21 protein-coding genes are annotated in these 25,500 nt (G+C 37.4%); 19 read left to right on the plus strand and 2 right to left on the minus strand.

The window, feature by feature from the left end:
* Window positions 1–39: 39 nt before the first annotated feature.
* Genes KKD45_05350 through KKD45_05360 form a run of 3 tightly spaced genes read left to right on the plus strand, consistent with a single transcriptional unit; the run spans window position 40 to window position 5,961 of the window.
* Window positions 40–2,037: a thrombospondin type 3 repeat-containing protein gene (locus tag KKD45_05350; GenBank protein MBU4309911.1), complete on the plus strand. Its 1,998-nt coding sequence runs from the start codon at window positions 40–42 to the stop codon at window positions 2,035–2,037.
* 23 nt (window positions 2,038–2,060) lie between these two features.
* Window positions 2,061–2,216, plus strand: a complete 156-nt coding sequence (locus KKD45_05355) for a hypothetical protein (GenBank protein MBU4309912.1) — start codon at window positions 2,061–2,063, stop codon at window positions 2,214–2,216.
* A gap of 25 nt (window positions 2,217–2,241) precedes the next feature.
* Window positions 2,242–5,961, plus strand: a complete 3,720-nt coding sequence (locus KKD45_05360) for a hypothetical protein (GenBank protein ID MBU4309913.1) — start codon at window positions 2,242–2,244, stop codon at window positions 5,959–5,961.
* 74 nt (window positions 5,962–6,035) lie between these two features.
* Here the strand turns inward: KKD45_05360 and KKD45_05365 are convergent, their stop codons facing one another.
* Window positions 6,036–6,428 (minus strand): hypothetical protein, encoded by a 393-nt coding sequence (locus tag KKD45_05365; GenBank protein MBU4309914.1) that lies wholly within the window; start codon window positions 6,426–6,428, stop codon window positions 6,036–6,038.
* 90 nt (window positions 6,429–6,518) lie between these two features.
* Here KKD45_05365 and KKD45_05370 point away from each other — a divergent pair, with 90 nt between their 5' ends.
* Window positions 6,519–6,722 (plus strand): hypothetical protein, encoded by a 204-nt coding sequence (locus tag KKD45_05370; GenBank protein MBU4309915.1) that lies wholly within the window; start codon window positions 6,519–6,521, stop codon window positions 6,720–6,722.
* A gap of 37 nt (window positions 6,723–6,759) precedes the next feature.
* Here the strand turns inward: KKD45_05370 and KKD45_05375 are convergent, their stop codons facing one another.
* Window positions 6,760–7,998: a hypothetical protein gene (locus KKD45_05375; GenBank protein ID MBU4309916.1), complete on the minus strand. Its 1,239-nt coding sequence runs from the start codon at window positions 7,996–7,998 to the stop codon at window positions 6,760–6,762.
* Window positions 7,999–8,094: 96 nt separating this feature from the next.
* Here KKD45_05375 and pilM point away from each other — a divergent pair, with 96 nt between their 5' ends.
* The 15 genes from pilM (at window position 8,095) to KKD45_05450 (ending at window position 25,490) form a co-directional block, all read left to right on the plus strand.
* Window positions 8,095–9,135: a type IV pilus assembly protein PilM gene (gene pilM / locus KKD45_05380; GenBank protein MBU4309917.1), complete on the plus strand. Its 1,041-nt coding sequence runs from the start codon at window positions 8,095–8,097 to the stop codon at window positions 9,133–9,135.
* A 41-nt stretch (window positions 9,136–9,176) separates the two neighbouring features.
* Window positions 9,177–10,106, plus strand: a complete 930-nt coding sequence (locus KKD45_05385) for a hypothetical protein (protein MBU4309918.1) — start codon at window positions 9,177–9,179, stop codon at window positions 10,104–10,106.
* A gap of 17 nt (window positions 10,107–10,123) precedes the next feature.
* Window positions 10,124–10,813 carry a hypothetical protein gene (locus KKD45_05390; GenBank protein MBU4309919.1) on the plus strand — a complete coding sequence of 230 codons (690 nt, stop codon included), beginning with the start codon at window positions 10,124–10,126 and terminating at the stop codon, window positions 10,811–10,813.
* A 3-nt stretch (window positions 10,814–10,816) separates the two neighbouring features.
* The gene (locus tag KKD45_05395) at window positions 10,817–11,137 is read left to right on the plus strand and encodes a hypothetical protein (GenBank protein MBU4309920.1); all 321 of its coding nucleotides are present in this window, start codon (window positions 10,817–10,819) and stop codon (window positions 11,135–11,137) included.
* A gap of 82 nt (window positions 11,138–11,219) precedes the next feature.
* Window positions 11,220–12,962 carry a GspE/PulE family protein gene (locus tag KKD45_05400; protein MBU4309921.1) on the plus strand — a complete coding sequence of 581 codons (1,743 nt, stop codon included), beginning with the start codon at window positions 11,220–11,222 and terminating at the stop codon, window positions 12,960–12,962.
* Window positions 12,963–12,995: 33 nt separating this feature from the next.
* Window positions 12,996–13,394 (plus strand): response regulator, encoded by a 399-nt coding sequence (locus KKD45_05405; protein MBU4309922.1) that lies wholly within the window; start codon window positions 12,996–12,998, stop codon window positions 13,392–13,394.
* Window positions 13,381–14,589 (plus strand): type II secretion system F family protein, encoded by a 1,209-nt coding sequence (locus KKD45_05410; GenBank protein ID MBU4309923.1) that lies wholly within the window; start codon window positions 13,381–13,383, stop codon window positions 14,587–14,589. Before KKD45_05405 ends, KKD45_05410 begins: the two co-directional genes overlap by 14 nt.
* A gap of 37 nt (window positions 14,590–14,626) precedes the next feature.
* Window positions 14,627–16,039 (plus strand): lytic transglycosylase, encoded by a 1,413-nt coding sequence (locus KKD45_05415; protein ID MBU4309924.1) that lies wholly within the window; start codon window positions 14,627–14,629, stop codon window positions 16,037–16,039.
* A 3-nt stretch (window positions 16,040–16,042) separates the two neighbouring features.
* Entirely contained in the window at window positions 16,043–18,433 is a 2,391-nt protein-coding gene (locus tag KKD45_05420; GenBank protein MBU4309925.1) for a lamin tail domain-containing protein, read from the plus strand.
* A gap of 98 nt (window positions 18,434–18,531) precedes the next feature.
* Entirely contained in the window at window positions 18,532–21,180 is a 2,649-nt protein-coding gene (locus KKD45_05425; GenBank protein ID MBU4309926.1) for a DNA translocase FtsK, read from the plus strand.
* Window positions 21,181–21,401: 221 nt separating this feature from the next.
* Entirely contained in the window at window positions 21,402–22,049 is a 648-nt protein-coding gene (locus KKD45_05430) for an MBL fold metallo-hydrolase (protein MBU4309927.1), read from the plus strand.
* A gap of 270 nt (window positions 22,050–22,319) precedes the next feature.
* Entirely contained in the window at window positions 22,320–22,802 is a 483-nt protein-coding gene (locus KKD45_05435; protein MBU4309928.1) for a prepilin-type N-terminal cleavage/methylation domain-containing protein, read from the plus strand.
* A gap of 244 nt (window positions 22,803–23,046) precedes the next feature.
* Window positions 23,047–23,610, plus strand: a complete 564-nt coding sequence (gene lepB / locus KKD45_05440; GenBank protein MBU4309929.1) for a signal peptidase I — start codon at window positions 23,047–23,049, stop codon at window positions 23,608–23,610.
* 217 nt (window positions 23,611–23,827) lie between these two features.
* The gene (hisS, locus tag KKD45_05445) at window positions 23,828–25,207 is read left to right on the plus strand and encodes a histidine--tRNA ligase (GenBank protein ID MBU4309930.1); all 1,380 of its coding nucleotides are present in this window, start codon (window positions 23,828–23,830) and stop codon (window positions 25,205–25,207) included.
* Between the two features lie 46 nt (window positions 25,208–25,253).
* A complete protein-coding gene (locus tag KKD45_05450) occupies window positions 25,254–25,490 on the plus strand; it encodes a hypothetical protein (GenBank protein ID MBU4309931.1) in 237 nt (78 codons plus the stop codon).
* Window positions 25,491–25,500: the final 10 nt, after the last annotated feature.

A 25,500-nucleotide genomic window follows, 5' to 3' on the forward strand; every position in this document is an offset into this window, starting at 1 on the left:
GACGTTTATAAAATAAACTAAGCAATTAAATAAAATTATATGTTCAAAAAAATATCTCTTTTATTATTCTCAGTTTTGTTTTTATTCGGCTTAGCCAGTTTTGCTTCGGCGACTACTTGTACTAGCGCTAAGGTAACTGTTATTGCCCGCGATCAGGATGGTGAGTATATCCCTAATATTAATTTTGAAATTTATGAGCAAGTAGTGGATGTTGATGGTAATCCCAAGCCTGGCAAGAAGGTAGCAACTGGCAAGACTAGTGAAATTATTGGAAGCGGACTAGCTTCTTTTGTTCCTGCTATAGATACGGCGATAACTACTGCGTCGTCTACTGTTTATGCCCTAAAGATGTGGGACAAAAATTCAACCTTGGGAGAGTTTTGGTTTTATAATCAGATTGCTTTAACTTGTGGCACCGAGGTGACAGTGACTAATGTTTTGAGCGGAGTCAGATTGGCTTTTTATAATACTGCTGGGGAGTTATTAAAAAATATCAAAGGCTCTTTATATACTCAAAGATTTGATTTGGAAAATAATCCAATTAGAGAGAGTCAAGACTTATTGGGTACTTTTGATACTTCCAACGAGGGCGCAGCTTATTTTTATCTGGGTGGCAAGCAATACGACCTTGATAATAATTCAAGTGGTCTGTATACGGTTGAGTTCAAGAGTCCAAGTGGCACGCTGTATAAAAAATTTGGCATTTCTCTAGCTGATGAGAAGACGAGTTATATTAACTATGTTTTTGGCGAGGCGCGGTTTAATTTACGCGATGCGAATACAAACGAATTATTGCCGAATTATAAAATTGAAATTTATCAACAAGATTATGATGTCTATAATGGTAATAAGCTAGGCACACTTATTAAGAGTGTCGCTGCCGACAGTCGCGGGGTGGTTATTTTTGAATCCCCAGAGACAATAGTATCCGTGAGAGCAAAAAATATAAAAGGCGATTATGAATATTTTTGGCAAAAAGAAATTTTGGATCAAAAAAGAGCGGATTATGATCTACACATAACTGCCAAGAATGAAACCGTAAAACCGGAAAGGACTTCTGACTCCTCTCTGATAATTACACCCATCAAGGAGATAATCCCACAATTAATAAATGAGTCAGTTTCAGAATCGACACCTGAAGTGTTAAAAGCTGGTAAAATTAATATTGCGGTTCTGGATAGTGCTGGCAAGACCGTAGCTGGCAAAGTTAATGTTTATCAATTGGTAAACATTAGCGGTCAGAGCTATAAAAAAGGGAGCAAGTTAAAAACACTAAGTTTGACCAAGGCAACTGATTTCGAATTTGAAAGTGGCGTGTATTTATTCACAATCACTAATTCTTGGGGTGAGTATGGTCAAGCTGTTTATATTGCCAGTGGGGAAAGCAAGTCGATAAAATTGAGAGTTTTGTCAACTATGGCGGTCAAGGTTGGTCAAATTTTTTCGGTGGCAACTCCCAAAGCTGCCGCGCCTAGCTCAGTGAATGGCGTCTCAAGCAATCTCTTAGGTAGAATTTTATTGGACGTGGAAGGCAATGGCGAGGCTTATTATGTTAATCCCGACAAGGGGCAAAAGTTTTATCTGAAAGATGGCGAGGTGGCCTTTAAAATGATGCGCAGCTTCGGTCTTGGCATTTCTGATGTTGATATTGCCAAAATCCCTGTTGGCATTGATGCACGCTTTAATCTTGGGGATACCGACGGTGACGGCTTAGCCGACTCCTTAGAATTGGCACTAGGTACACAACCATATCAAAAGGATAGCGACGGCGATGGTTATTCTGATGCCCTTGAAGTTAAATCAGGCTACAATCCGATTGGAGTGGGAAAATTAAAATTAGACACAGCAATGTCTTCGAAATTAAAAGGTAAAATCGTTCTCCAGGTCCAATCAAAAGGTGAAGCTTGGTATATTAATCCAAGCGACGGAAAACGCTATTATATGGGTAACGGCAAACAGGCCTTTGAAATAATGAAATATTTAAGCCTGGGGGCAAAGAAGAGTGTGTTGCAAGCAGTACCGGACGGACAGTTGTAATAAGAAAATTTATTAATATAAATATGTCAAAAATAAACAAAAAAGACTTTGCTGGAGAAGTTGAAAAAATCCAAAAACAAATTACCGTGATTGAAAAAGAGCGTGATTTGGCATTGGAACAAATTCGAAAAAAAATAGAAGCGCGACAGATTAAAAAAGTTGTCGATAGTTTAAAATAAGAAGTTTATTTTGTATATAAATAATATGGCAAGAAAATACGAAGAAGATTTTGATCCCAAGGGTAGAAATAGAACTAGAGGTTCAGAAAACAGGGAAGAGGCGCGTGATCAAAAAAAAGCCAAAAAGATCGAAGCTAAAATTAATAGTTTGATTGGAAAAATCGATAATACTATTTTAGGTGGTGATGAGTATTTGGAAAAAATAAAAGAAATGGACAGTGTTGATGATTCTGATATTAAGAGTGCTGAGCTTGTTATTCAAGAAGCACAGAGCGCTCTCTTGGAATTGAAAAATCAATTAACTGTTTTGGAGAATAGGGAGAATATTGAAATTGTTGGTGACAATATTAATATTGAAAGAAAAAAGATTAAGGACGTGAAAAATAAGATTAGCGAAAAAGAAAATAGCACGGTGAAGGAAGTTGAGGCTGTGAGGGTGGTTGAAATTGTAAAGGAAGGTAAGGTTCGAAAAAATTATGCAAAATATAAAAAAATTGAAAGAGTAGAAGAGACAGATGCTGAGTTATTGGCCAGAATAGAAAGAGAGGGGTTAGAAAAACTTAACTATAACAGTGAAATAGAAATTTATGAAGAAATAAAAAAGGTTGAAGATGAATTGGAGATGGCAAAAAAATTTTTAAACAAGACGGAAGATGCAAAATTAATTAAAAATATAAATCGAATGATTGAGGTTAGAACAGATCGTCTGGAGGTATTACGTGGCAAAGTGTATGGTTCAGAAGTTGTTGAGATTGAGTCGGTTGAAAAATTAAAAAAGAGATTTGCAGAAGTTGAGACAATCGAAGATGAAAAAATTAAACGTCAAGAATTGATTAAATTGCTTCACGATGCCTTTGATTTTGGGGACGATGACTTGGTTAATCAAATCGAAGATGAACTAGGAATTCCCAAGGCGGTTAGGATGAATAAGATAAGACCAGTTGAAGGCGAAGCGAATACGGCGTCAGAGCTCAAGCGGGATGGCGAAAATGAGCACACTGTAACTGAAAAGCTGAAAAAATTAAGATGGAGAGTGCCAAACAAGAATAATAGTGGAGACAAGTGGAAGGAAAAGATGCGTTATATTCGTGTACTTAAAAAGAAGATTGGTGAAATTTCTGAAGACTTTCCAAATAAAGAAAAAAGAGAAGAGCTTGTCGGCAGGCTTGTTTACTTGTCTCAGAGGGTATATAAACAAGAAGACCCAACGGAAAAAAGCAAAGCATATTACATTCTTGGAAAGAAATATTATGAGGAGCACGTGCCAAAATCCGGAGTATTTATATTGATTAATGAATGGCACAATTTACTGGCTGAAAAGGAGGCATATGAGAATAAAGACGAGACAAGTGAAGTTGGTGACATTAAAATCGCTGAAGATGGCATAGCGACTGATGATGAAACTGAAATTAAGTCAGCTGAGCTAGTAGGCGAAGAAGCTATTATTGATGATGGCAAAAATATTCTTGTTTCTCCAGAGGATGAAGTGGCAAATGTTGAATTTTTCGCGCAACTGCCGATTGCAGAGGTGAATCAAGTTGGTGAAGTAATCGAAGAGATTGAAAAACTACCACCCGCTGACAAAAAAACTTTATTTGAAGGAATGGCGGATATTGGATTCAAAACCTCAGAGGTGACAAATAAGGTAATGAAAAATTTTATAAAACAACTTGGTGATAATAAACTGGTCAAAAAGGATAGCTTGTTGGGGAATTTCTTTTTGAAATATTCCGACATCTATCAAAAAAAGGAAAAGAGTGCTAAAAAAATGCAAGAAATTGTTGGCAAAGGAGGCCTGTCAAAGCTGTCTGGAGTTGGACAGGGATTTGGTGGTACTGTTGGAACAATGCTTAAGCTAGGAAGAATTCTTTATGATGTAACGGGGGCGAGTGTTGCTAATCCTTTTAAATATGTCACAATGGCTGGCATGACGGCTGGTAATAGTTTGGCGGCAATGAAGGAGGTGCGATTTGATAATGAAAAGGTGTTTGGGAAAAGAGGATTAGTTAAGGATGAAAAAAGAGCCTATGAAGAAGCCTGGAAAATACATGAAAAGGCTAAAAATAATATTGGAGACAGGGAATTGACAAAAGAAGATCTAGTTGATGCTTACAGTAAATTACTGCCCGAAGATATTAAGAATCGATTAGGTAGATATAATGTCGAAACTGGGCTTATAAAAAAAATGTTAGGCGCGAATATGGAAAATGGACACATAGAGTCGCACATTAATAAGTTGAATCAAAAAATAAGCGAAATTGAAGGAGATAAAAAATTAACGACTACTGACCAGAAAAATAAGATCGACAAACTTCTTTCAAGAAATGCAGATTTTTTACAGGATTTGGATAAAATTGTGAGCGATGCCGGAATGGTTGATAATATTGCTTTTTGGCTGAGAATGGGGGAGAAGACTAGTAAGACGATGGCTAATTTAATGATGATTGATTCTGTGGCCAGGTTAGCAAGTGCGAGCATGGACTGGCTTCATTTAACAAACAAGTTTCCTGAGTTTTTTGGTCATGAAGCAGTGCATGCGCCTGTTGGGCCTGTTGTTAAAAAAGCTGTTGAATTACATGGTCAATTCAGTACAGGGTCAGTTGTTAAGCCGTCTGTTGGACCAGTCTCTCCAGGGTTTATCGCCGAGACAAATTCGGGATCTGTTGCAGAAGTAGCTAGTGCTCAAAATATTGAAATAAAAATCGGCGGCAATGTGAATACGTTTTCCGGCGCTATTAACGAGGCGGTAAAAAATGCCGATTCGGCAGTAAAAGACAATTTCATTCATCAAGTTCTTGGTGATGATGTTGCTGTTTCTGGAGATAGTAGGCAGGATTTGTTGCACAAGGCGGTTGCGAAACTTTCTATTGGAGAAGTTTATAATGGAAAAGAGGTGCCTGACTTAATCCATGATGGAAATAAAGTAGTTCTTTTTCATAATGGCAGCTGGGAGGTGCAGAAGGGTGATGGAGTTTTTGAAGCTAAGGTGGTTGCGCCAATTGAGGTTGTTCAACATAGTAGTATGTCAGAAACTGACAAAATCGCGTTTGATGATTTAAAAGATAGTATTAACGGACGAGGCAGTGAAGAGAAACTAATTGACGATACCGAATTGGCGCGTTTAAACGAAGTGTATAGAAAAACGCAATTGGAAATATTTCATAATCATGGGGTTAGCGACAAGCTGATGCAAGAAATTGGTATTAATCCCGCTGATCCAAATTTGCTAGATAATCAACGGGCGATGGAGCGGATGGGCTTTTTGGCAAGTTATAGCGACGATAATGATCCTTCTAATTTTTCCAAGGCGGAAGATGTCTTAAAGTTGGTGAAAGATGTAGATATTAGTCCGAGAGATGCTTTTAATTATTATGATAATATAAAATCATTTAAGGGCGATGAGGAAAAAATAAAAGCCGTAGTTGATTTGATGAAAGGTGGCAACGTGGAAAAAGCTTTATTTAACTTGACTGGCGTAAAGGTGACTGAGGAAAATTTTGAAATTAAAGATGGTGTCTTTAGAGTCAGGGATTATTATAAAAAAGGATTTGACTTTGTTATGACAAAGTCAAAAGGAGAGATTAAAATCGGTATTGATGGACCATCACGCTTTAACTGGAAAGCGCGTGGTTGGTGGGGTAATTTACGACCAGATGAAACGCTAACAGCTGAAAATTTAACGCTTGCCAAAGAAGAAGTGGAAAAAATGTCTAAGCAGTTGGAAGATCAAAGACCGAAGTACTAAGTGAATAATCCTTTAAATTAATTCTATAAAAAAGGCCGCCCATAAAATGAGCGGCCTTTGACTTGTCTAAGAAGTTAACCATTAGCCAGAACCAATCCCCAAACTTCATTAGCACCATTAGCCTTGAGAATTTTGGCGCATTCGTTTAAGGTGGCACCAGTAGTAGTGACGTCGTCAACGAGGATAATGTTTTGATGGTTTAGCTTGGCGCCTTGCCAGGTAAAAACATTCTGAATGTTTTTAAGCCGTGCTTCTTTTTTTAAACTAGCCTGTGGTTTTTTGAATTTAATTCTTTTCAGATTTTCTGTATTAATTTTTATCTGTGATTTATTGGCGATGAAATGGGCTAGTTTTTCCGACTGATTAAAACCGCGCCAGCGTAGTCTTTTGTTGTGTAGGGGGACAGGAATGATTAGGATTGTTTCGGTATTAAATTTTTTTTGCTGATTAATAATTTGCTTATTCAAAAAATTGAATAAAAAAAATCCCAAAGACTCGGCGATATCTTGGGCGAATTTATATTTATATAACTTGATTAGTTTATTGATGTTCTTATTTTGAAAATCACTGGCAATCCAAACTTTGTCGAGATGAAAGATGGGGGCGCAGTTGTTGCAAAACTCACCCAGTCTTGTTTGTCGTTTGCAGCTAAGACAGTAATGAATTGTGTTATAGGGGGTTTTGTTCAAGCAGTTGTTACAAATCCAAGTGCCTTCTTGATTGCAACTGACGCAGTTAACAGGGAAGATGGTGTCAGTTAGTAATTTGAGAAAATTATGCAACATTAATGATTCACTATTATAATTTTACTTGATAAATATTTTCACTTCTCTTGTCAGTAAAATATAAATTGCGCTCGTCTTGAGAAATAGTGATATTGGCAATGGTGTAGTCACCGTCAGGAATAGCAATGAGTTTTTTCTGCCCAGTGGCCGTATTTATTTTGTAAAGATTATCCTTGGTAGAGTTTGCCAGTTCTGGGAAAAGACCGGAACCTTCTTCTAGTTTTTCGGGAACAGCACAATAAACATCGGAAGTATTGGCAAAATAACATTTTTCGGCCCAGGTCGCAACGTTTAATTCTTTGCGGCCACTGCCGATAGCCTCACCTTGAGCGTTGGAAATCCATAAACTAGGATTGAGATTGTTGGCGCTAGAATAAACACTGTACAAAAGTCGGTCGCCGTTAGGGGACCACTTGGGTTGGAAGTCACGACCTTCGACGGTGAGTGATTTGAAATTCTCGTTATTTAAGCCGACGAAAAAAACTTCTTGCCTATCAAAACCAACTCCTTCTGTGTACATTGCAATCGTCTGGTTGTTCGGTGACCAAGATGGATAAACACTAGCATCTTTGCTGCCGATTTGTTCAATGGCCCTAACCTGAGAACCATCATCACTGGATATAGCCAGCCAGCGGTTATTTTCATCAAGACCAATGCTCTTCATGACAATCTTGTCGCCCTGGGGAGAGAATTCAAAATCTTTCCAGTGTGCTGGCAGGGTTGTTTGTTTTTTAGTTTCGAAATTATAAACAATATTGGCACCATCGGGATATTCAATGACGGCCTTATTTTGTGTTCCAGCCCAGGTAACATTTTGGACATTGTGGAAAACTTTGTCAGATAACAAAACTTTATCCCCAGCGCTATTCAGGCGATAAAATTTCTCGTCATTCTTGTTGTAGTATCTGATATCAGAGCCATTTTTAGCCATAGCTGCTCCTATGGTAGGCGCGCTTTCTAATTGTTTGGTAGTGGTGATGCCCCCCCGGGCGATTGGGTCTGTTTTTGGATAGGTGTCAGTCGTGGGAAGAGTATTATCTGTATTTTTTTCGATTATTGGTTGATTATTACCAGTGTTGGCAATCGGCAGGGAGCCAGTGGGCGTGCTTGTCGCCTGATTGTCGGTGGTATTATTGGGAGTGCTTACGAGTTGTTTAAAAAAAGTGGCATAAATTAAATACCCCAACAAGATTGTTGTTAGTAAGAAGCCAACTGCTAATAATAATTTTTTATATTTAAAAAGTAAGTCCATTTAATTTGTTTGTCAGGTGAAAGTATGTTATAATTTAAACAATGCATCACTGTGTATTAATTATATAAAGTAATTGACTTAATGTCAAAGTAATATATGAGTTTTTTTCAAATGGAAACAAGTTTTATTGGTGTTGATATTGGAATTAACGGAATTAAAGTAGTAGAGCTTCAAAAAAAAGACAATAAACCGGCCTTGGTTAACTATGGTTTTAGCGAAGATGCTACCTTTAAGGGAGAGGATTGGGCAAATGATGTTGTAAAAACGGCCGGCATTATAAATAAAATTTGCGAAGACTCTGGAATAATAAATAAAAATGTTGTTTCAGCCTTGCCGACCTTTGCGGTTTTTTCATCGATAATTAATATTCCTGATGTTCCAAAGAGTGATATTGACTACACTATTGAGTGGGAAGCAAAAAAAGTAATCCCTTTGCCTATTGAAGATATGATTTTGGATTGGAAAAAAATTGAAAATAAGGAAGATGAGAAACAAAAAGGTTCAAATTATTTATTAACCGGTGCTCCTAAAATTTTAGTTAAAAAACAACTAGATATTTTTCGAGAGGCAGGCTTAAACTTGTTAAGTCTAGAGACAGAAACTTTTTCTTTGATAAGGTCTTTACTAGGAAATAATAAGTCGGCAGTAATATTAATAGAAATTGGTGCTGGCACGACAGATGTTTCGTTGATAGAAAATGCCATCCCTGTCTTTAGTAGGAGTATTGACGTTGGCGGTGATACGATTTCCAAAACAATTAGTCAGCATCTAAATATCGGTATTGAAAGAGCAGAGCAATTTAAATACGACCTGGGAATAGTTTCCATGGATTCAGATGATAATATCGTGCCAAAATTAATTATTAATTCTTTGTCGGCGGTGGTAAATGAAATAAAATATGTTGTCAGCATGTATCAGAATAGAAATAATAAAAAAGCTGAAAAAATAGTTCTATCTGGTGGATCAGCACTGCTTCCGGGATTGGCTGGTTATTTATCAAAAATTTTAGATATGAATGTGGTGATTGGTGATCCCTGGTCATTTGTATCTTGCCCCGATGATTTAAAACCAATGTTAAATGAAATCGGTCCCAGGATGTCAGTGGCAGTGGGCCTAGCGTTAAGAAATTTTAAATAAGATTATTTTGCAGCATTTTGGCTATATAAGTAAGGCATAAAATGAAAAAGGAGGAACAACAAAAAAATAAAAGCGATGAAAAGATTAGCTTTTTTGAAGGTGTCGTAAAAACCGGAGAGAGTGTTGGTTTTTTTAGTCAGGCAAGGAAATTTTTTCAAAATAAGATTAATGCCAAGAAGTTTAATTTTCATCTTATAAAAGATGATGAAGATAAGGGGGTAAATACAGCCAAGGGGGTTAAAAATAAAATTACCCCTAAAAAAGAAAATATAGCCAGTTCAATAGGTAACCTGTTTAGGGAGTCTAGAGCGGAAAGCAAGAAAAATTCCAATAGTAAGCAGTTGAAGTTTGTTCCCGATTGGTCAGCCTCTAACACTTTAAGCACTAATTTAATCAAGGGAGAGTCTACTTTGACATATCACTGGAACAAGAAGATATATGTATTACTAATAAATGTGTTTTTAGTTATTGTTGTGAATGGCTTCGCCTATGGTGGGTTACTTTATTGGGAGAAGGTAGGAAACGCAGCTAATAAGCAACTGGATTTACGAGCTAGTGACTTAAAGGTGCGAATTGAGGGTCTAAAAAAAGAGGCTGAAGAGATAAACATATTTAATGAAAAAATTGCCCTTGCTAAGAATTTGCTTGATAAACATGTCTATTGGAACAATCTTTTTGAATTCTTGGAGAATAATATTTTATCCAATGTTTACTTGGAAAATACCTTTAGTGGCGGAACGGATGGTGAGTACGTTTTTCGAGCATATACAAAAGACCTAAAGACGATGCTTGATCAGGTTAATTATTTACGACAAGAGGACAAAAAAGATAAAACTTTGTCAGTTGAGATCGCTAATGTTGTTACCAATGATGGCATTGATAGTGAAGCGGGTGAGATTATTGATGAGAAATATAAAGTGAGCTTTGATTTGATTTTAAAAATTAATAAAAATATTTTCTATAAAAAATAATTTGAGAAGATAATTTTATGGCTGAAACAAAGGAGGATAAAAATATATTAAACCACCGCGTGGTTAAAATAATAAATGGATACTTGATTGATTATTTTTCCTTCATTGTTATTTATGTTGTTTTGGTTATGTTCGTTGTTGGCTATTTTTATTTATTAAATCAAAAGTATAAGAACATTATTAAAAATAATGAATTGCATCAGGTTTATAAAAAGAAGGAAATTGGCCAATTAATTGGGGCTGTTGGAAATTACCAAAATTATAAAAATGTTTATAATGCTGTATCCGACAACGATAAGAATAAGATTAATAATTTCTTACCAAGCAAGGACGACTCTGAGGAGTTATTATTGTACATGAGAAATATGTTAACCAGGGGCGGATATCAACTGTTGTCTTTGGAAGTTGGTCCGTTTATTAGGACGGGCCCGAGTGTTAGTATCGCTGTTGGCACGGTTGCTAAAACATCGTCAATAAAAAAGATAGGTGGAAGTTCTTTGCCGACAAGTGCTGATCAGGCAACCACGACCAGTGAGTTGGGCGAAATTGATATTTCTTTGATGGTTGGCGGTCTTAATTATAGTGCACTAAAAAACTTTCTTTATTTCATTGAAAGAGATTCTCGTTTTTTTAATATCGAATATGTTGATTTTTCCTTGACAGAAGGAATAGTTGATTTAAAATTAAAGGCATATTATCTAAAATAGCTTATGAAAGAAGAAGATAACAACAATAATGAATATTATATTTTTATAGGGATGATATTGTTTTTTTTGATAGTCGGAATTTATATTATTTTTAATTTAGTATTTAATCGTTCTCCTTTTGATATTTTGGGAAATTTTATTAATGTTCCAGTTGAAGAACCCGCGAAGATTGAAAATGTCGAACTTAAGAGGGATATATTTACAAAAGAAAAATTTAAAGAGTTGGAGTTGAGTAACAATTATAAATTTGATATCAATGGTTTAGTTGTTGGTGGAAAAAATCCATTTGTAATTAAGCCCTTGAATGCCAAGGAAAAGAAATAAGGGAATAAGTATTTTATTGTTGAGGAGATTAAATTCTCGACCATAAAAAAAGCTTTGGCTTTTATAAGTAGTAATTAATTTTATGTTTCATAAAGAGAATCTATTAGATATTTTAGTTCAAAAGGGAGTATTCATAACTCCTGAGGTCTTGGCTGACATAGTGAAAACATCTGAGACTACTCATGAGAGTATTGAGAATGTAATTTTGGAAAGAAAAATCATCAGCGAAGAGGATTTGGCACAAATAAAATCAGAAATTTATGGCTTGCCTTATGTTGATTTGCGCAAAAAAGAAGTTGGGACTGCGATTTTGAATAAAATTTCTAAAAATATTGCGGAAAATTATCGAGTAGTTTGTTTTGGTTGGGATAAGAATGTTATTAAGATAGGCATTGTGGATCCTGATAATTTTAAGGCGATTGAGGCTGTGGACTATTTAGCTAAAGGGCAAGGATTGCACGTTGAATATTATTATATCTCTTCGCAAAGTTTTTTATCTGTGCACAAACAATATGTTTCCCTGACACAGGAGCTATCTTCAGCCTTAGAGACAAAAAAGGCAGAGTCTGATTTGATTGATATCGAGGAGGCGGAAAAAATAGAAATAGGCGATGCTACCAAGAGCGCTCCAGTAATTAGAATTGTGTCGGTTATTATTCGTCATGCTGTCGAGGGCGGTGCTTCTGATATTCATATTGAGCCAATGCAGAAGGAGACTAGAGTTAGATATCGTATTGATGGAATTTTACACACTTCATTAGTCTTACCAAGGAGTGTGCATGATGCAATTATTGCCAGAATTAAAGTAATGGCCAATTTGAAACTGGACGAAACGCGTATTCCGCAAGATGGTCATATTCGTCTAGTGGTTAATGAAAAAGAATACGATTTTCGTGTTTCAATCTTGCCGTTAGTTGATACTGAAAAGGTGGTTATGAGGGTTTTAGATACAGCTAAGGGGGCGCCAACAATTGAGGATTTGGGATATGAGGGAGAGCAATATAAGCTAATCAAAGAGGCGGCAGAAAAAACCGAAGGTTTAATCGTAGTTACCGGTCCAACAGGATCAGGAAAATCAACTACACTTTTTGCCATTTTAAACCTTGTTAATAAGGAGGGTGTTAATATTGCCACCCTAGAGGACCCAGTTGAATATCGAATTAAGGGCATTAATCAATCACAGGTGAAGCCGGAAATTGGTTACACTTTTGCGGCTGGCTTGCGTTCTTTTTTACGTCAAGACCCAGATATTATTATGGTGGGAGAAATTCGTGATCAAGAGACTTGCGAATTGGCTGTTCATGCTGCCATGACCGGGCATTTAGTTTTTTCTACTGTCCACACCTTGGATTCTATCAGTACTGTTGCGCGTTTGGAGGATTTGGGAGTGGAGCCGTTTTTGTTGGGCGCAACCTTAAAAATGATAGTTGCTCAAAGATTGGTTCGCAAGGTTTGTAAACAATGTAAAGAAGAAACTGTTTTGCCAGAAAATTATTTAAATGAAATCAGAGAGGAATTAGACAAGGTGGGTGTTGAATATATTAGTACGCTAATTAAGGATTATAAAAAAGAAAATATCAAATTTTTTAAAGGCAAGGGGTGTGGACATTGTGGTAACACTGGCTATGCTGGACGAGTAGCTATTTCCGAAGTTTTATTCGTTAATAGAGAATTAAAAGAATTGATTAGTGCTAGTAAAGAATTGTTGTCAATTGAAACAATTCGTAAATACCAAAAATTTATTAGCATTAAGCAGGATGGAATAATCAAAGCTTTAAAAGGGGAAACAACTATGGAGGAGGTTTTACGAGTAATGAGAGATTAAGGGCAATTAATAATTTATTTATTTTTAAACATTATGTCAGATCAAAAAATAAAAATTCTTTTAATAGAAGACGATCCTTTTTTGTCAAGCATGTATTCGACAAAATTTGAATTGGAAAATTTTCAAGTTTTTTCCGGCGATGATGGTCGCAAGGGCTTGGATTTAGCCTTGGCTGAGATTCCGGATATTATTTTATTGGATATTTTAATGCCGGTGATGGATGGGTTTCAGGTTTTGGAAAATTTGAAAAAAGATGATCGGACCAAAAATATCCCAGTTATTCTTTTGACTAATTTAAATCAAAAAGATGATATTGAAAGAGGGCTTTCGATGGGGGCTAACGATTATTTAATCAAAGCTCATTTTATGCCTTCGGAGGTGGTTGATAAGATTCGAAAAGTCATGAACGATAAAAATAATGCCAAACTTTAAGTACAAAGGAGTTAATAGTCATGGACAAGTTGTTAACGGTCTTGTTGAGGCAGTTGATAGTCAGATGGCTAACAAGTCACTGGCCAATAATGGCATTGATGTGTTTTTTTTACGTGAAAAAAAAGGCATCCAACTATTATTTAATTTATCTTTTCTATCTGGAGTTACCACTAAGGAAGTTGTTATTTTTATTCGACAATTTTCAGTTTTGATTTCGGCAAGCGTTACCCTGTCAGATGCTTTGCAGTTATTGGCCGCGCAAACAGAGGGCAAGACTTTGAAAAAAGTAATTTCGGAAATTGCGGGAAATGTTGAAGGTGGTATGCGCCTATCTGATGCTTTTGAGAAACATGCAACGGTTTTTTCTAAGTTTTTTATTAACGTTGTTCGTTCTGGAGAAACATCTGGAAAACTTGATGAGGTTTTAAATTATTTGGCCGATGAGTTGGAAAAAGATTATGACATGTTGAGCAAGATTAAAGGAGCAATGATTTACCCAGCTTTTGTCTTTTTTGGTTTACTGGTTGTTGGTGGTATCATGATGGTTTTCGTGGTGCCAAAATTGGTCAATATGATGCTTGAAACTGGCGGCGAACTTCCAGCGTCAACAAGAGCATTAATTACTATTTCTGATTTCTTTGTTCATTTTTGGCCCTTAATGATAATTTCTATAATTGGGCTGGTAATGCTTTTCCGTTACCTTAAAAAAACAAAAAAAGGAAAAAAAATTATTGATTCAATGAGTTTAAAAGTGCCAATTTTTGGTAATCTGATGAATAAAATTTACTTGGTGCGTTTTTCCAGATCTTTACGAACGTTGATTGTCGGCGGCTCAACAATTACTAGTGGCTTAAAAGTGGCTGCGGGCGTGATCGATAATAGTGTTTATCAAGATTTGATTAATCAGACAATTAAGGAAGTAGAAGATGGAAACTCTATTTCGGGTGTGTTTATGGCAAATAGTCATATTATCCCAGGAATGGTGCCACAAATGATGATGGTCGGTGAAAAAACCGGTCGCCTTGACTTTACTTTGGAAAAAATTGTAGATTTTTATACACGTGAAATAAATAACATCGTTGCCAATTTGATGACTCTAATGGAGCCGATTATTATGGTAGTAATGGGCATTGGTGTAGGTGTAATGGTTGCGGCAATTGTAATGCCGATGTATCAGATGTCGTCGAATATGTAAATTAATAAATTATTTAATTGTTGGGGGGTTTTAACCTATGGAATCTTTGTTTAAACATTTTGGCTTATCTGGCGAGGATATAAAAGCCATAAATAAAAGAGGAATAAAGAAAGGCGCTGAAGCTGGGTCAAGAGATGATGGTGCTGAGTTGGTGATGGCTGAAGATGCTAATTTTAAGGAGATTGATATAATTAGTAACAGGGGTGAAGTTGGTGAAGTGTTTGATATTAATATAGAAGCAAATAAAATTAATAATGGTGTTAAAAAAGGCGAACCTGCAAACGAGGGGCGTCGTTTTTTTTTGAAGCAAGCTGCTGGGGCCACGGTGGGTGCCGCCGCGATTGGTTTTCTAGGAAATGATGTAGTCCGAGGTAGTATTAAGGGCTTAGAAAAAATTATGGAGTTTGACGACAGGAATCAGGGAAGTGAAGATTTGATAAATGAGGAGACGAAAAAAATGCTTGAAGAAAATGCACTACCAATTCGGGATTTAATAAAGTACAATGCACCTGGTAGGATTGATTTAACTACAATCGATACATTGGAAATATTAAAAAACTATTGGAAAGAAAGACATCAGAAGAGTCCCGAATTAAGAAATAGCCTGGCAAAGGCTTATCGTGAAATGACCACTTATCATGAAGGCTTAGATGGGTCCTACGCTGATATTATAAAAGAGAAATTTCGAGAAGTGGGTGTGCCGGAAGAATTTTGTTTTTTGGCAATTCCGGAATCCTATTGGAATATGAAGGCGCGCTCAGGGGCTGGAGCAGTTGGTCCGTATCAATTTACAGTTAAAACAGCTAAGCAGTGGAAATTAATAACTGATGATCGTAACGATGAGAGAATGGACCCAGTGCGTAGCGGCTGGGCTTGTGCTAAACAATTAAAATATCTTTATGATAATGCGCGTAAGGATTGGAACTTAGCCCTTTCTGGGTACAACGGTGGACAGCTTTGGCTATATTTACACAAGGATCATAAGAAAAATCATAACTTAACACCATATAGGGATTTTTTGGCGTATGTTGAAGATGAAGTAAATAAAATAAGGGATGAAATTAAAAAAGAGAATTATCAAAAACATAAAGTCGTAAAGGGGGACACTATTGGTGCAATCGCAGTGAAATATGGCAAGAAAAAGGCGGAAATTATTTCTTTAAATAAAATTAAAAATACGGAAATAAAAATAGGCGAGGTGTTAAATGTGCCATATACGGAAGAGGAGAAAGAAAATGTCTTTAATGCCAGGATTGCGGAACTTGGTTATTTTGAAAACTTAACATATCCCGCAAAGTTTAATGCTATTAATGAATTAATTAAGGAGGGTTTTGTTGTGGCTGAGCGTCATCCTAATAATAGTAAATTGGCCCACCATAATCAGGGAAAAGGTCATAAAATAGCCGTAATAGAGCCTGATTTACGCCAGACCAAGAACAAGAAAGTATAATTTATGAAAAAGCGCTTAATAATTTTAGGCATTGTTGTACTGACAGTGCTTCAATTGAAAAGGGGCGCTTTTGTGTTTGCGAATAACAATTTGCAATTCAGCGAAATTGCCTGGATGGGGACCGCGACTTCGAGTAATGACGAGTGGATCGAGTTAAAAAATAATTATAATGAGACAATTGATTTGAATGGCTGGAAAATCATCGCACGTGATGGTGTGCCAATTATTAATTTGACCGGCAGTATTATTCCCGGCGGTTTTTATTTACTGGAAAGAACGGATGATGACACCGTGGTTGATATTCCAGCGGATTTGCTTTATAGTGGCGCCTTGGTAGACACTGGCGAGTTTTTGGAGTTATGGAATTCAACTGGTGAAGTAATTGATACAGTTGATGCTTTGGCGGGTTGGCCGGCGGGTGATAAGATAACGAAGCAGACAATGGATTGGGACGGGTCTAATTGGGTAATGAGCGTGAGTGCTGGTGGCACGCCCAAGGCGGAGCGTGCGGCAGTGATTGTTGAGCCAGTACCGGCTGTTGTGTCTCAAGTCGAGTATAACAATGCACCGCTTATTGCTAACAATGATGCTGACGACCTGGTTGTTGTAAAGAGGTATTTACTAGGCGACGTAGTTGTTAATGAGTTTGTATCCGATCCAAGCGCTGGCGAAGATGAGTGGGTGGAATTATTTAATAACACCGATCAGGTTATTGATTTGAGCGGTTGGACGATTACAGAAGGCAGTGGCAAGGAAACAGTTCTAAGTGGTAGTATTTTGAAGCACAAATATTTTGTAGTGGAAAAGATTAAGGGTAATTTAAATAATGATGGCGATGTAATTGTTTTGCGTGATGCGGGAAAAAATTTGGTTGACAAGGTAGCTTATGGTAATTGGGATGATGGACAGGCGAAGGATAATGCACCGGCAGCCAAGGATCCCAAAAGCGCGGCGCGTAAGATTGATGGTTATAATAGTTATAATAATAAATTTGATTTTGTAAAAACAGATCAGCCATCCAAGAACGCCGGTAATATAATTTTGAATGAGGTATTGCAAAGTGTAATTAATGAAATAGCGAGTAGCACGGCGACCACCACGGCTAGTAGTAGTCAAATAAAGATTGATAATTTGATTATAGCGACAACAACAGTGGCGACGACTACAAAGAAAAATTTAGAAATAAAAATTAACGAAATATTACCAAGTCCAGACAAGGGTGGTGAAGAGTGGATTGAATTATACAATGATAGCACGACGAAGATTAATCTTTTTAATTGGAGTGTTGATGACGATGACCAGGGTGGGAGTAAGCCGTATAAATTTGCGACTACTACCTGGATTGGACCGAAAGAGTTCTATATTTTAAAAGGGACAGTATCAAAATTAGCCTTAAACAATGATGGCGACAAGGTGATTTTGATTGACGACAATGGAGGCATTGTTGATAAAATTATTTACGAAAAAACTGTTGTCGGCCAGGCTTATGCGAGAAACGATGAGGGGCAGTGGTTGTGGACGATGGTAGTGACACCGGGTGAGAAAAACAATTTAATGCAAAAAGAAATAATTTTGGCTGAGCAAGAATTTAGCACAGTGCAGGGCGATGACATGGTCCTGGATATTCCGTTGATGATAAGTCTGGAAGAGGCACGCAAAATGGAAAAAGGCGCCTATATTTTAGTTGAGGGCACAGTCACGGTTTTGCCCGGTGTGCTGGGAAGTCAATATTTTTACATTGGAATAAATCAAAAAACTTCTGATGGTGTAGTTAATTTTGGTTTGCAAATTTACAGCAATAAAAAAGATTTTCCTGTTTTGAAAGTGGGCGACAACGTGGAGGTGCTTGGCGAAATCTCAGAAACCAATGGTGAGAAGCGCTTAAAGACGTCTTCTGAAAAAGATATACATATTATTGGTAGGGGGAAAACGGTGATACCGCAAAAAATGACTTGTGAAAATATTGACGACAGTTTATTTGGCGTCTTGGTGGAGGTTGATGGAGAAATTAGCGATATCAAATCGACGGGAATATACCTTGATGATGGTACAGATGAAATGCGGGTTTATGTCAAAAAAACAACAGGAATTGATTATAAGGAATATAAAGAAGCGAGTAAAATTAGGGTAATCGGTATCGTTGGTTCGGCTAAAAGTGAGCTTAGATTGTTGCCCAGAAGTAAAGATGATATAATAATATTAGATAAAAAAATGGCCGTGGATACAGTCAAAAATACATCTTTGGAGCCAAAAGTGTTGGGAGCAACCTTGGATAATAGTGATTTGGTAATTGAGCCACGAGCTGGTAATGAGGCTATAAAATATTTGGTAGTTTTATTGGGTGGTGGCATGCTTATGTCACTGGTGTGGTTTTTTAAGTTTAGAAAAATATAGTTTTGTTGTTTGTAGGTATTATGTTATAATATTTAAATATTGAATTAATTATTTTAATTCCTGGATCCTCGCTTTTGCGATGGTAACGGAAGAAGACTATGGGTAGAAGAAGAAAAAAGAAAGGTTTCACACGGTTTTTAACCGTTCCGCGGATGCCGGAGATGGATCTTGATCCAGAAACTAAAAAAAGCATTTTCATTGTAGTTTTATTAGCCGTGGGGGCAATCAGTGTTCTGGGTATTTTTAATTTGGCGGGTGGCTTGGGCCTATCCCTAAAGGATGTCTTTACTTGGACTTTTGGACAGACGCGTTTATTATATGCGTCCTTGCTCTTAGCTTGGGCTTTTTATTTATATAGTGATCGTTATGAATTGCGTGGCGGTAATTGGTTGGGCTTGTTTTTGTTTACAATGTCACTGCAAGCAACCCTGTCTTTGTTTGTCCCAATGGACCAATGGGATCAAGCCTTATCTCTCGGTAATGGAGGCGGACAAGTCGGCATGTTCTTGGCCGGCGTGTTTATTAATGTTATGGGCCTATATGCCTCAATCTTAATTGCCTTAAGTCTTTTGACCATTTCTTTCTTGTTGTTGTTTAATACGACCTTGAATCGGATGTTTGGTCGCGAGAGCTTGATTGGTAAGATTTTATATCCGATTAATTTTATTTTGAATAAGATTTTTAATCGCCACAAAGAAGAGGAGGAGGAAGAAAATGAAGAAAATGAGGAGGAAGAAGAGGAAGAAGAGGAAGAGGAGGAAGAAGAGGAAAATGAAGAGGAGGAATCTGACGAAGAGGAGCATGAGGAAAAAGAGGAACACGAGGAAGAGGAGGAGGAACCTGAAGAGGAAAAAGAGGAGGAAGAGGATGATAATGAGGTGGAGCTACCTGAGTTCATGAAAAAAGGAGACGTCGAGGAAGATAGTGATCCGTGGTGGATGGAAAAAAATAACGACGAAATTAGAGTGCCGTTAACGCTTTTGAATGATAAAAAAGAAAAACCAACTAGCGGCGACATTGAAGAGAATAAAGAAATTATCAAAAATACCTTAGAGCAATTTAAATTGTCCGTCGACATGGGCGCTGTTTGTGTTGGCCCAACGGTGACGCAATATACTTTTAAACCAGCGCGTGGGGTGAAATTGTCCAAGGTAACTACCTTAAGCAATGACTTGGCTTTGGCGCTAGCCGCTCATCCAATTCGTATCGAGGCGCCGATTCCGGGCAAGTCCTTGGTTGGTATTGAGGTGCCAAACAAGACCAAAGCGATGGTGAGCTTGAAGGAGATTTTAAGTTCTAAATCATATAAAGAGCGTAAGCATAATATGATGGTGGCATTAGGTAAGGATGTGGCTGGTCAAAATTGGCTAGATGATGTCACTAAGATGCCTCACTTATTGGTAGCGGGTGCAACCAACTCCGGTAAATCGGTTTGTTTAAATACGATTATTGTTAGTTTGTTATATCAGAACACCTCTGATGACCTGCGTTTTATTATGGTGGATCCGAAGCGCGTGGAATTACCAGGTTACAATGGCTTGCCACATTTATTATGCCCAGTCATTACGGATGTGAAACAAACTGTTAGTGCTTTGAATTGGTGTTTGCGGGAAATGGAGAGTAGATTTATTTTCTTGTCACGTGAAGGTTTCCGTAATATTCAGTCTTATAATGAGGCTAATCCAGACGTGAAGATGCCATACATTGTCTTTATTATTGATGAGTTGGCTGATTTGATGGTGACGGCATCTAAGGAAATCGAAACCGCGGTGATTCGTCTCGCACAGATGTCCCGTGCCGTTGGCATTCACTTGGTATTGGCAACCCAAAGACCGTCGGTGAATGTAATTACTGGCCTGATTAAGGCGAATATGCCAGCGCGTATTGCTTTTTCCGTAGCCTCTGGACAAGATTCGCGCACAATTTTAGATTCGATGGGCGCTGAGAAATTACTTGGTCAGGGTGATATGTTAGTTATTAATGCTCAGGTCTCCAAGCCACTACGTTTACAAGGAGCGTATTTAAGTGATGCAGAAATTAAAAAAGTGGTGAAATATATCAAGACTAAATCCAGCAAGCCGAATTTTATATCTGGTATATTGGAGCAGGCTAATACTGGTGGTGGTGGATCAATGATGAGTGGTGATGGTGGCGGCAATGGCGGTGATGATAAATTTGAAGAGGCGAAGGAGATGGTGATTAATTCCGGTAAAGCCTCGGCATCCTTGTTGCAAAGACGCATGAGTATCGGTTATTCTCGGGCCGCGCGCTTAATTGATTTATTGGAAGAGAATGGTATTGTCGGTCCAGCTAATGGCGCGAAAGCGCGTGAGATCTTGGTGACCAAGGAACAATATGAAGCAGTGAGTCATACCGCCATCAGCGGTGTCTCGGTTCATCGTCGCGATGAGGCCAGAGCGCCAAAGTCATTCTTGGGCGAAGAGGCTGATGAGGAAATAGGCGGTGCACCGATATTTAAGTCGTCCAGGGTGAAAAAAGAAGATGATGAAGAAGAAGATGAAGAAGATGAAGAAGATGAAGAAGAGGAGGAAGAGGAGGAAGAGGAAGAGGAAGAGGAGGAAGAGGAATCCGCCTCTTCGGCGGACGCTGACGCGGAAGATGATGAGAATGAAGATGAAAATGAAGAAGATGACGAAGAAGAGGATGAAGCTGAGGAAGAGACGGAGGAAGATGGCGAAAAGGGCGATGACTTGGAAGAGGATCATGGGAAATATTTCTCAAAATAGTCATTGACACCCAATCTTTACAAAATTATCAAAATATATCATTATAATGTGTAGTAACCTGTTTTTGTCATTTCGACCATGGCCGGGCGACGGGAGAAATCGCTTCGATTGCGCTATTAATAATTAACATTGTTTAGTAAAAATAGTTAAGTCGAAGCGATTTCTACGCTTTCGCTACGAAATGACAAAATTAAATTAACTAATAATTAAATAAAAACTATATGATAATTTCTTGGCTCGGACATTCTTGTTTCAAACTTCAGGACAAAGCAGGCGCGGAGGGAATCACCGTGATTACTGATCCGTTTGATAAAAAAATCGGCTTAAAAATGCCTTCGCTAGAGGCGGATATTGTGACCGTGAGTCATGATCACTACGACCACAATAATGTAGCGGCGGTGAAAAATAACCCTTATTTAGTGAATATGGCCGGTGAATATGATGTTAAAGGTGTTGCGATTCACGGCATTGAGTCTGATCACGACGACAAGGGTGGCAAAGAGCGTGGTAAAAATATTATTTTCCGTTTTGAGATAGATGATATTTCCGTCACCCACTTGGGCGATTTAGCCACAACACTAACTGACGCACAATTAGAAGTCTTAGTGGGTACTGATATATTATTAATTCCAATTGGAGGTAAATATACATTGGATGCCAAAAAGGCGGTGGAAGTAATCTCACAAATCGAGCCCAGAATTGTGATTCCAATGCATTATAAAACTCCCGACTTGGCGATGGACGACCTCGATGGTTTGGAAAAATTCATCAAGGAATTTGGTGTGAAGCCAACGGAGGAACAAAAGTTGAAAATTAGCAAAAAAGATTTACCACAGGAGGATATGGAGTTGGTGATTTTGAGTATGTAATTTGTGATATATAGTATTAATATTTCTCCCTCTCCTGGACAGGAGAGGGTTGGGGTGAGGTGGTGACGAAGTTGGCTATGTTGATAATTCGATTTTGACAAAAAGTCGAATTTTTTATTTGCCAAAATTTCAACTTTTTTCTATTATATGGTATAATGTGGATAACTAATTAAGTAGGTTTTATAATCTACTTTTAATAAAATAATTTTATCCATTTTCACTGATTTAAATTCTAGAATTAAATTAATGAAAATGCGAAAAACAAAATCTATGAAAAAAACCAACGAAAGTGGTTTTACATTGATCGAGTTACTAGTTGTAATCTCTATCATTGGCTTGCTGTCAACTATGGCAGTTATTTCTTTAAACAGTGCTCGATCTAAGGCTAGAGATGCTAAGAGAGTTAGCGACATTAAGGGTCTTTCAACTATGCTTGAAATGGAAAGAGCTAATCAAGGTGATACAGTTGGAGTTGGCACTTGCGTTCTTGCTGATGCTTTAACTTATACTTGTACCGGCGGTGAGCTTACGGCTCAAGTTGCAAACTTTAAAGATCCTGTAACACCAGCTACTGCATGTACCAACACTACTACTACAACTTGTGGTTATTCTATTAGTACGGCAGCGGGAGCGGCTGCTGCCGCCTATGGTGATTATCAAATCTGCGCCTATCTTGAAAATGGATCTGGTGGATTTGGAGCCGGCTTGATTAGTGTTAAGACTGGTGGCGTAATGGCGGCTGGTTGTAACTAGTTCGATTATTGCCTATCCTTTAATCAGTCTAACTCTGAAAAGAGTTAGACTGATTTTTTTTGTGCTATTTTGCAATTATTTGATTTATTTTGAGATGCTATTTCTTAATAAAATCAATACAGGTGAATTACTTGATTTTTTTCTACATAAGTGTTATTATAATTTTATTAAATTAAATAAAATTACTTGTTTTATTAATCGTTTTTGCCAATGATTCATTTTTTAGGTAATATTAGATAAACCCATGTTTAAAAATTTCGCTTTATTTGTTTTTGAGTTACTCAAAATTGTGCTAATCTCACTGGTTATTATCATTCCGGTGCGGTATTTTTTGATTCAGCCTTTTTATGTAAAAGGCGCTTCAATGGAGCCTAATTTTCATGATAAAGAATACTTAATTGTTGACGAGATTTCTTATCGATTGAATAGCCCTCAACGAGGTGATATTATTGTTTTTCGTTATCCGCGTAACCCGCAAGAATATTTTATCAAGCGTTTGATTGGCTTGCCGGGGGAGAAAGTGCAAGTGAAAGATGGTGCTGTTTTTATTTTTAATAAAGAGCATCCGGAAGGATATCGTCTTGACGAGGCTTATTTGGGTGATGGTGTGAAGACTTACGGTTTTTCAGAGGATGTGACTACTTTGGGCGATGATGAAATTTACGTTTTGGGAGACAATCGTAACGCTTCAAAGGATTCACGAACATTCGGGCCGGTAAACAAAAGTTTCTTAATCGGACGAGTTTTGTTTAGAGGTTATCCGTTCGACAAGATCGGCACTTTTACAGCGCCACAGTATAGTTTTTAATTACAACTGTCATTCCCATGAAAATGGGAATCCAGGCGCCACAGATTTTGAATACTTAATTATAGAGACTAGTCTTGATAAAAAAATTGATAATAAAAAAAACTTCGTAAATTTTAATTTTCCTGATAGCGAGAGAAATCTACGAGGCACCTGGATCCCCGCCTTCGCGGGGATGACGGAGGAATAATTAACTAATTAATATTTAACATAATATAGTATGCCAAAAAAGCCAGGAATTAGTAAAAAACCAATTGTGAAGGAAAAGAATAATCCCAAATTTTCTCGTTTACGAGGAATGAAGGATATTTTGATTGACGAATATAAATATTGGGATTTGATTGTGAAGAAGTCAAATAAGCTTGCCAAGGTTTATGGTTTTAATCGAATTGATACACCGGTAATGGAGCGTTTAGATTTGTATGAGCGTTCAACAGGCAAGGAGACTGATATTGTTTCCAAGGAGATGTATACCTTTATCGATAAAGGCGGTGACAAAATCGCTTTGCGCCCAGAGGCAACCCCTGGATTGGTGCGTGCTTATGTCGAGCATGGCATGTTCAATATGCCACAACCAGTGAAGACTTACTGGATGGGACCGCTTTTTCGTCATGAAAAACCTCAAGCTGGTCGTTTTCGACAGCACACGCAATTTAACTTTGATATGTTTGGTGAAGAGAGTCCAGTGGCTGATGCCCAGTTGATTTTGATTGCTTATAATTTTTTTAGTGAATTACAAATTGATACGCAAGTAGCAATCAACAGTATTGGTTGTCATGAATGTCGTCCAGACTATATCAAGAAATTAACAGATTTTTACAAAGAAAGAGGTAAGAGATCAAAACTTTGTAATGATTGCAAAAAACGTTTTGTAAAAAACCCTTTACGATTATTGGATTGTAAAGAGCATGACTGCGTTGAAGTTCGTGATGGCGCGCCGCAAATGGTTGATTTCTTGTGTGATGGCTGTCGCGATCATTTTATTAAAGTATTGGAATATTTAGATGAAATGGAAATTCCGTATAATCTTGAACCAACCCTAGTTCGTGGTTTGGATTATTATAACCGGACCGTGTTTGAATTTATTGCCACCGAAGGCAATGAGGCTGATGGTGAAAATAATCCGCACAAGGAAGAGCGCAAGAAAAAGATTTCTATGGGCGGTGGCGGTCGTTATGACGGCTTAGTTGAGCATATGGGCGGTCGTCCAACTCCAGCGGTTGGTTTTGGACTTGGCGTAGAGCGGGTTGTAATGAAGATTAAGGAATTAAATATCCCAATTACCAGAGATACTGAAGAATGTATTTTTGTTGCCCAATTGGGTGATCAGGCGAGACGAAAAACATTTAAGCTTTTTGAAGAAATGCGTAAGAACGGCTACAAGGTTGCCCAGATGTTTGTAAAAGATAGCTTGAAAGCGCAATTAGAAGAAGCAAATCGCATCGGCGCTAGATTATGCTTGATTCTGGGACAGAAAGAACTTTTAGACGGCACAATTATTTTGAAAGACATGGTGTCAGGCACGCAGGAAATTATTGACTACAAAAAGATATATGTAGAAATTGCCAAGAGATTGGGAGAAGGTGCGACAGCTGAATAATAAATTTTTTAATTATTAATATAAAACTAGAAGGGTAGGTGTCAATATGGTTGATTTTAAAAGAAACAAGAATGAAAGTTTTGAAGGGTTTTTGCGAAGATTCAACAAGACTTTGATTAAAAGTCGTAAATTGAACGAAGTTCGTAAACGTAAATACGTTTCGAAGAAAAAGAACAAAATCCAGCAAAAAGAAAAAGCTTTGATTGGTTTGAAACTTCAAGAAAAGAATGAATACTTGAAGAAGATTGGTAAACTAAAAGAAGAATCACGCGGTAAATGGTAAAAATTTTATC

This window comes from Patescibacteria group bacterium, from assembly GCA_018897195.1.
GTDB lineage: Bacteria > Patescibacteriota > Patescibacteriia > Patescibacteriales > UBA12075 > JAHILH01.

Coding starts and splice junctions, on each gene's coding strand:
- KKD45_05350 (MBU4309911.1), top strand. CDS start 40: ATGTTCAAAAAAATATCTCTTTTATTATTCTCAGTTTTGTTTTTATTC.
- KKD45_05430 (MBU4309927.1), top strand. CDS start 21,402: ATGATAATTTCTTGGCTCGGACATTCTTGTTTCAAACTTCAGGACAAA.
- KKD45_05355 (MBU4309912.1), top strand. CDS start 2,061: ATGTCAAAAATAAACAAAAAAGACTTTGCTGGAGAAGTTGAAAAAATC.
- KKD45_05425 (MBU4309926.1), top strand. CDS start 18,532: ATGGGTAGAAGAAGAAAAAAGAAAGGTTTCACACGGTTTTTAACCGTT.
- KKD45_05385 (MBU4309918.1), top strand. CDS start 9,177: ATGAAAAAGGAGGAACAACAAAAAAATAAAAGCGATGAAAAGATTAGC.
- KKD45_05400 (MBU4309921.1), top strand. CDS start 11,220: ATGTTTCATAAAGAGAATCTATTAGATATTTTAGTTCAAAAGGGAGTA.
- KKD45_05395 (MBU4309920.1), top strand. CDS start 10,817: ATGAAAGAAGAAGATAACAACAATAATGAATATTATATTTTTATAGGG.
- KKD45_05360 (MBU4309913.1), top strand. CDS start 2,242: ATGGCAAGAAAATACGAAGAAGATTTTGATCCCAAGGGTAGAAATAGA.
- KKD45_05450 (MBU4309931.1), top strand. CDS start 25,254: ATGGTTGATTTTAAAAGAAACAAGAATGAAAGTTTTGAAGGGTTTTTG.
- KKD45_05405 (MBU4309922.1), top strand. CDS start 12,996: ATGTCAGATCAAAAAATAAAAATTCTTTTAATAGAAGACGATCCTTTT.
- hisS (MBU4309930.1), top strand. CDS start 23,828: ATGCCAAAAAAGCCAGGAATTAGTAAAAAACCAATTGTGAAGGAAAAG.
- KKD45_05390 (MBU4309919.1), top strand. CDS start 10,124: ATGGCTGAAACAAAGGAGGATAAAAATATATTAAACCACCGCGTGGTT.
- KKD45_05415 (MBU4309924.1), top strand. CDS start 14,627: ATGGAATCTTTGTTTAAACATTTTGGCTTATCTGGCGAGGATATAAAA.
- KKD45_05435 (MBU4309928.1), top strand. CDS start 22,320: ATGAAAAAAACCAACGAAAGTGGTTTTACATTGATCGAGTTACTAGTT.
- lepB (MBU4309929.1), top strand. CDS start 23,047: ATGTTTAAAAATTTCGCTTTATTTGTTTTTGAGTTACTCAAAATTGTG.
- pilM (MBU4309917.1), top strand. CDS start 8,095: ATGAGTTTTTTTCAAATGGAAACAAGTTTTATTGGTGTTGATATTGGA.
- KKD45_05375 (MBU4309916.1), bottom strand. CDS start 7,998: ATGGACTTACTTTTTAAATATAAAAAATTATTATTAGCAGTTGGCTTC.
- KKD45_05420 (MBU4309925.1), top strand. CDS start 16,043: ATGAAAAAGCGCTTAATAATTTTAGGCATTGTTGTACTGACAGTGCTT.
- KKD45_05410 (MBU4309923.1), top strand. CDS start 13,381: ATGCCAAACTTTAAGTACAAAGGAGTTAATAGTCATGGACAAGTTGTT.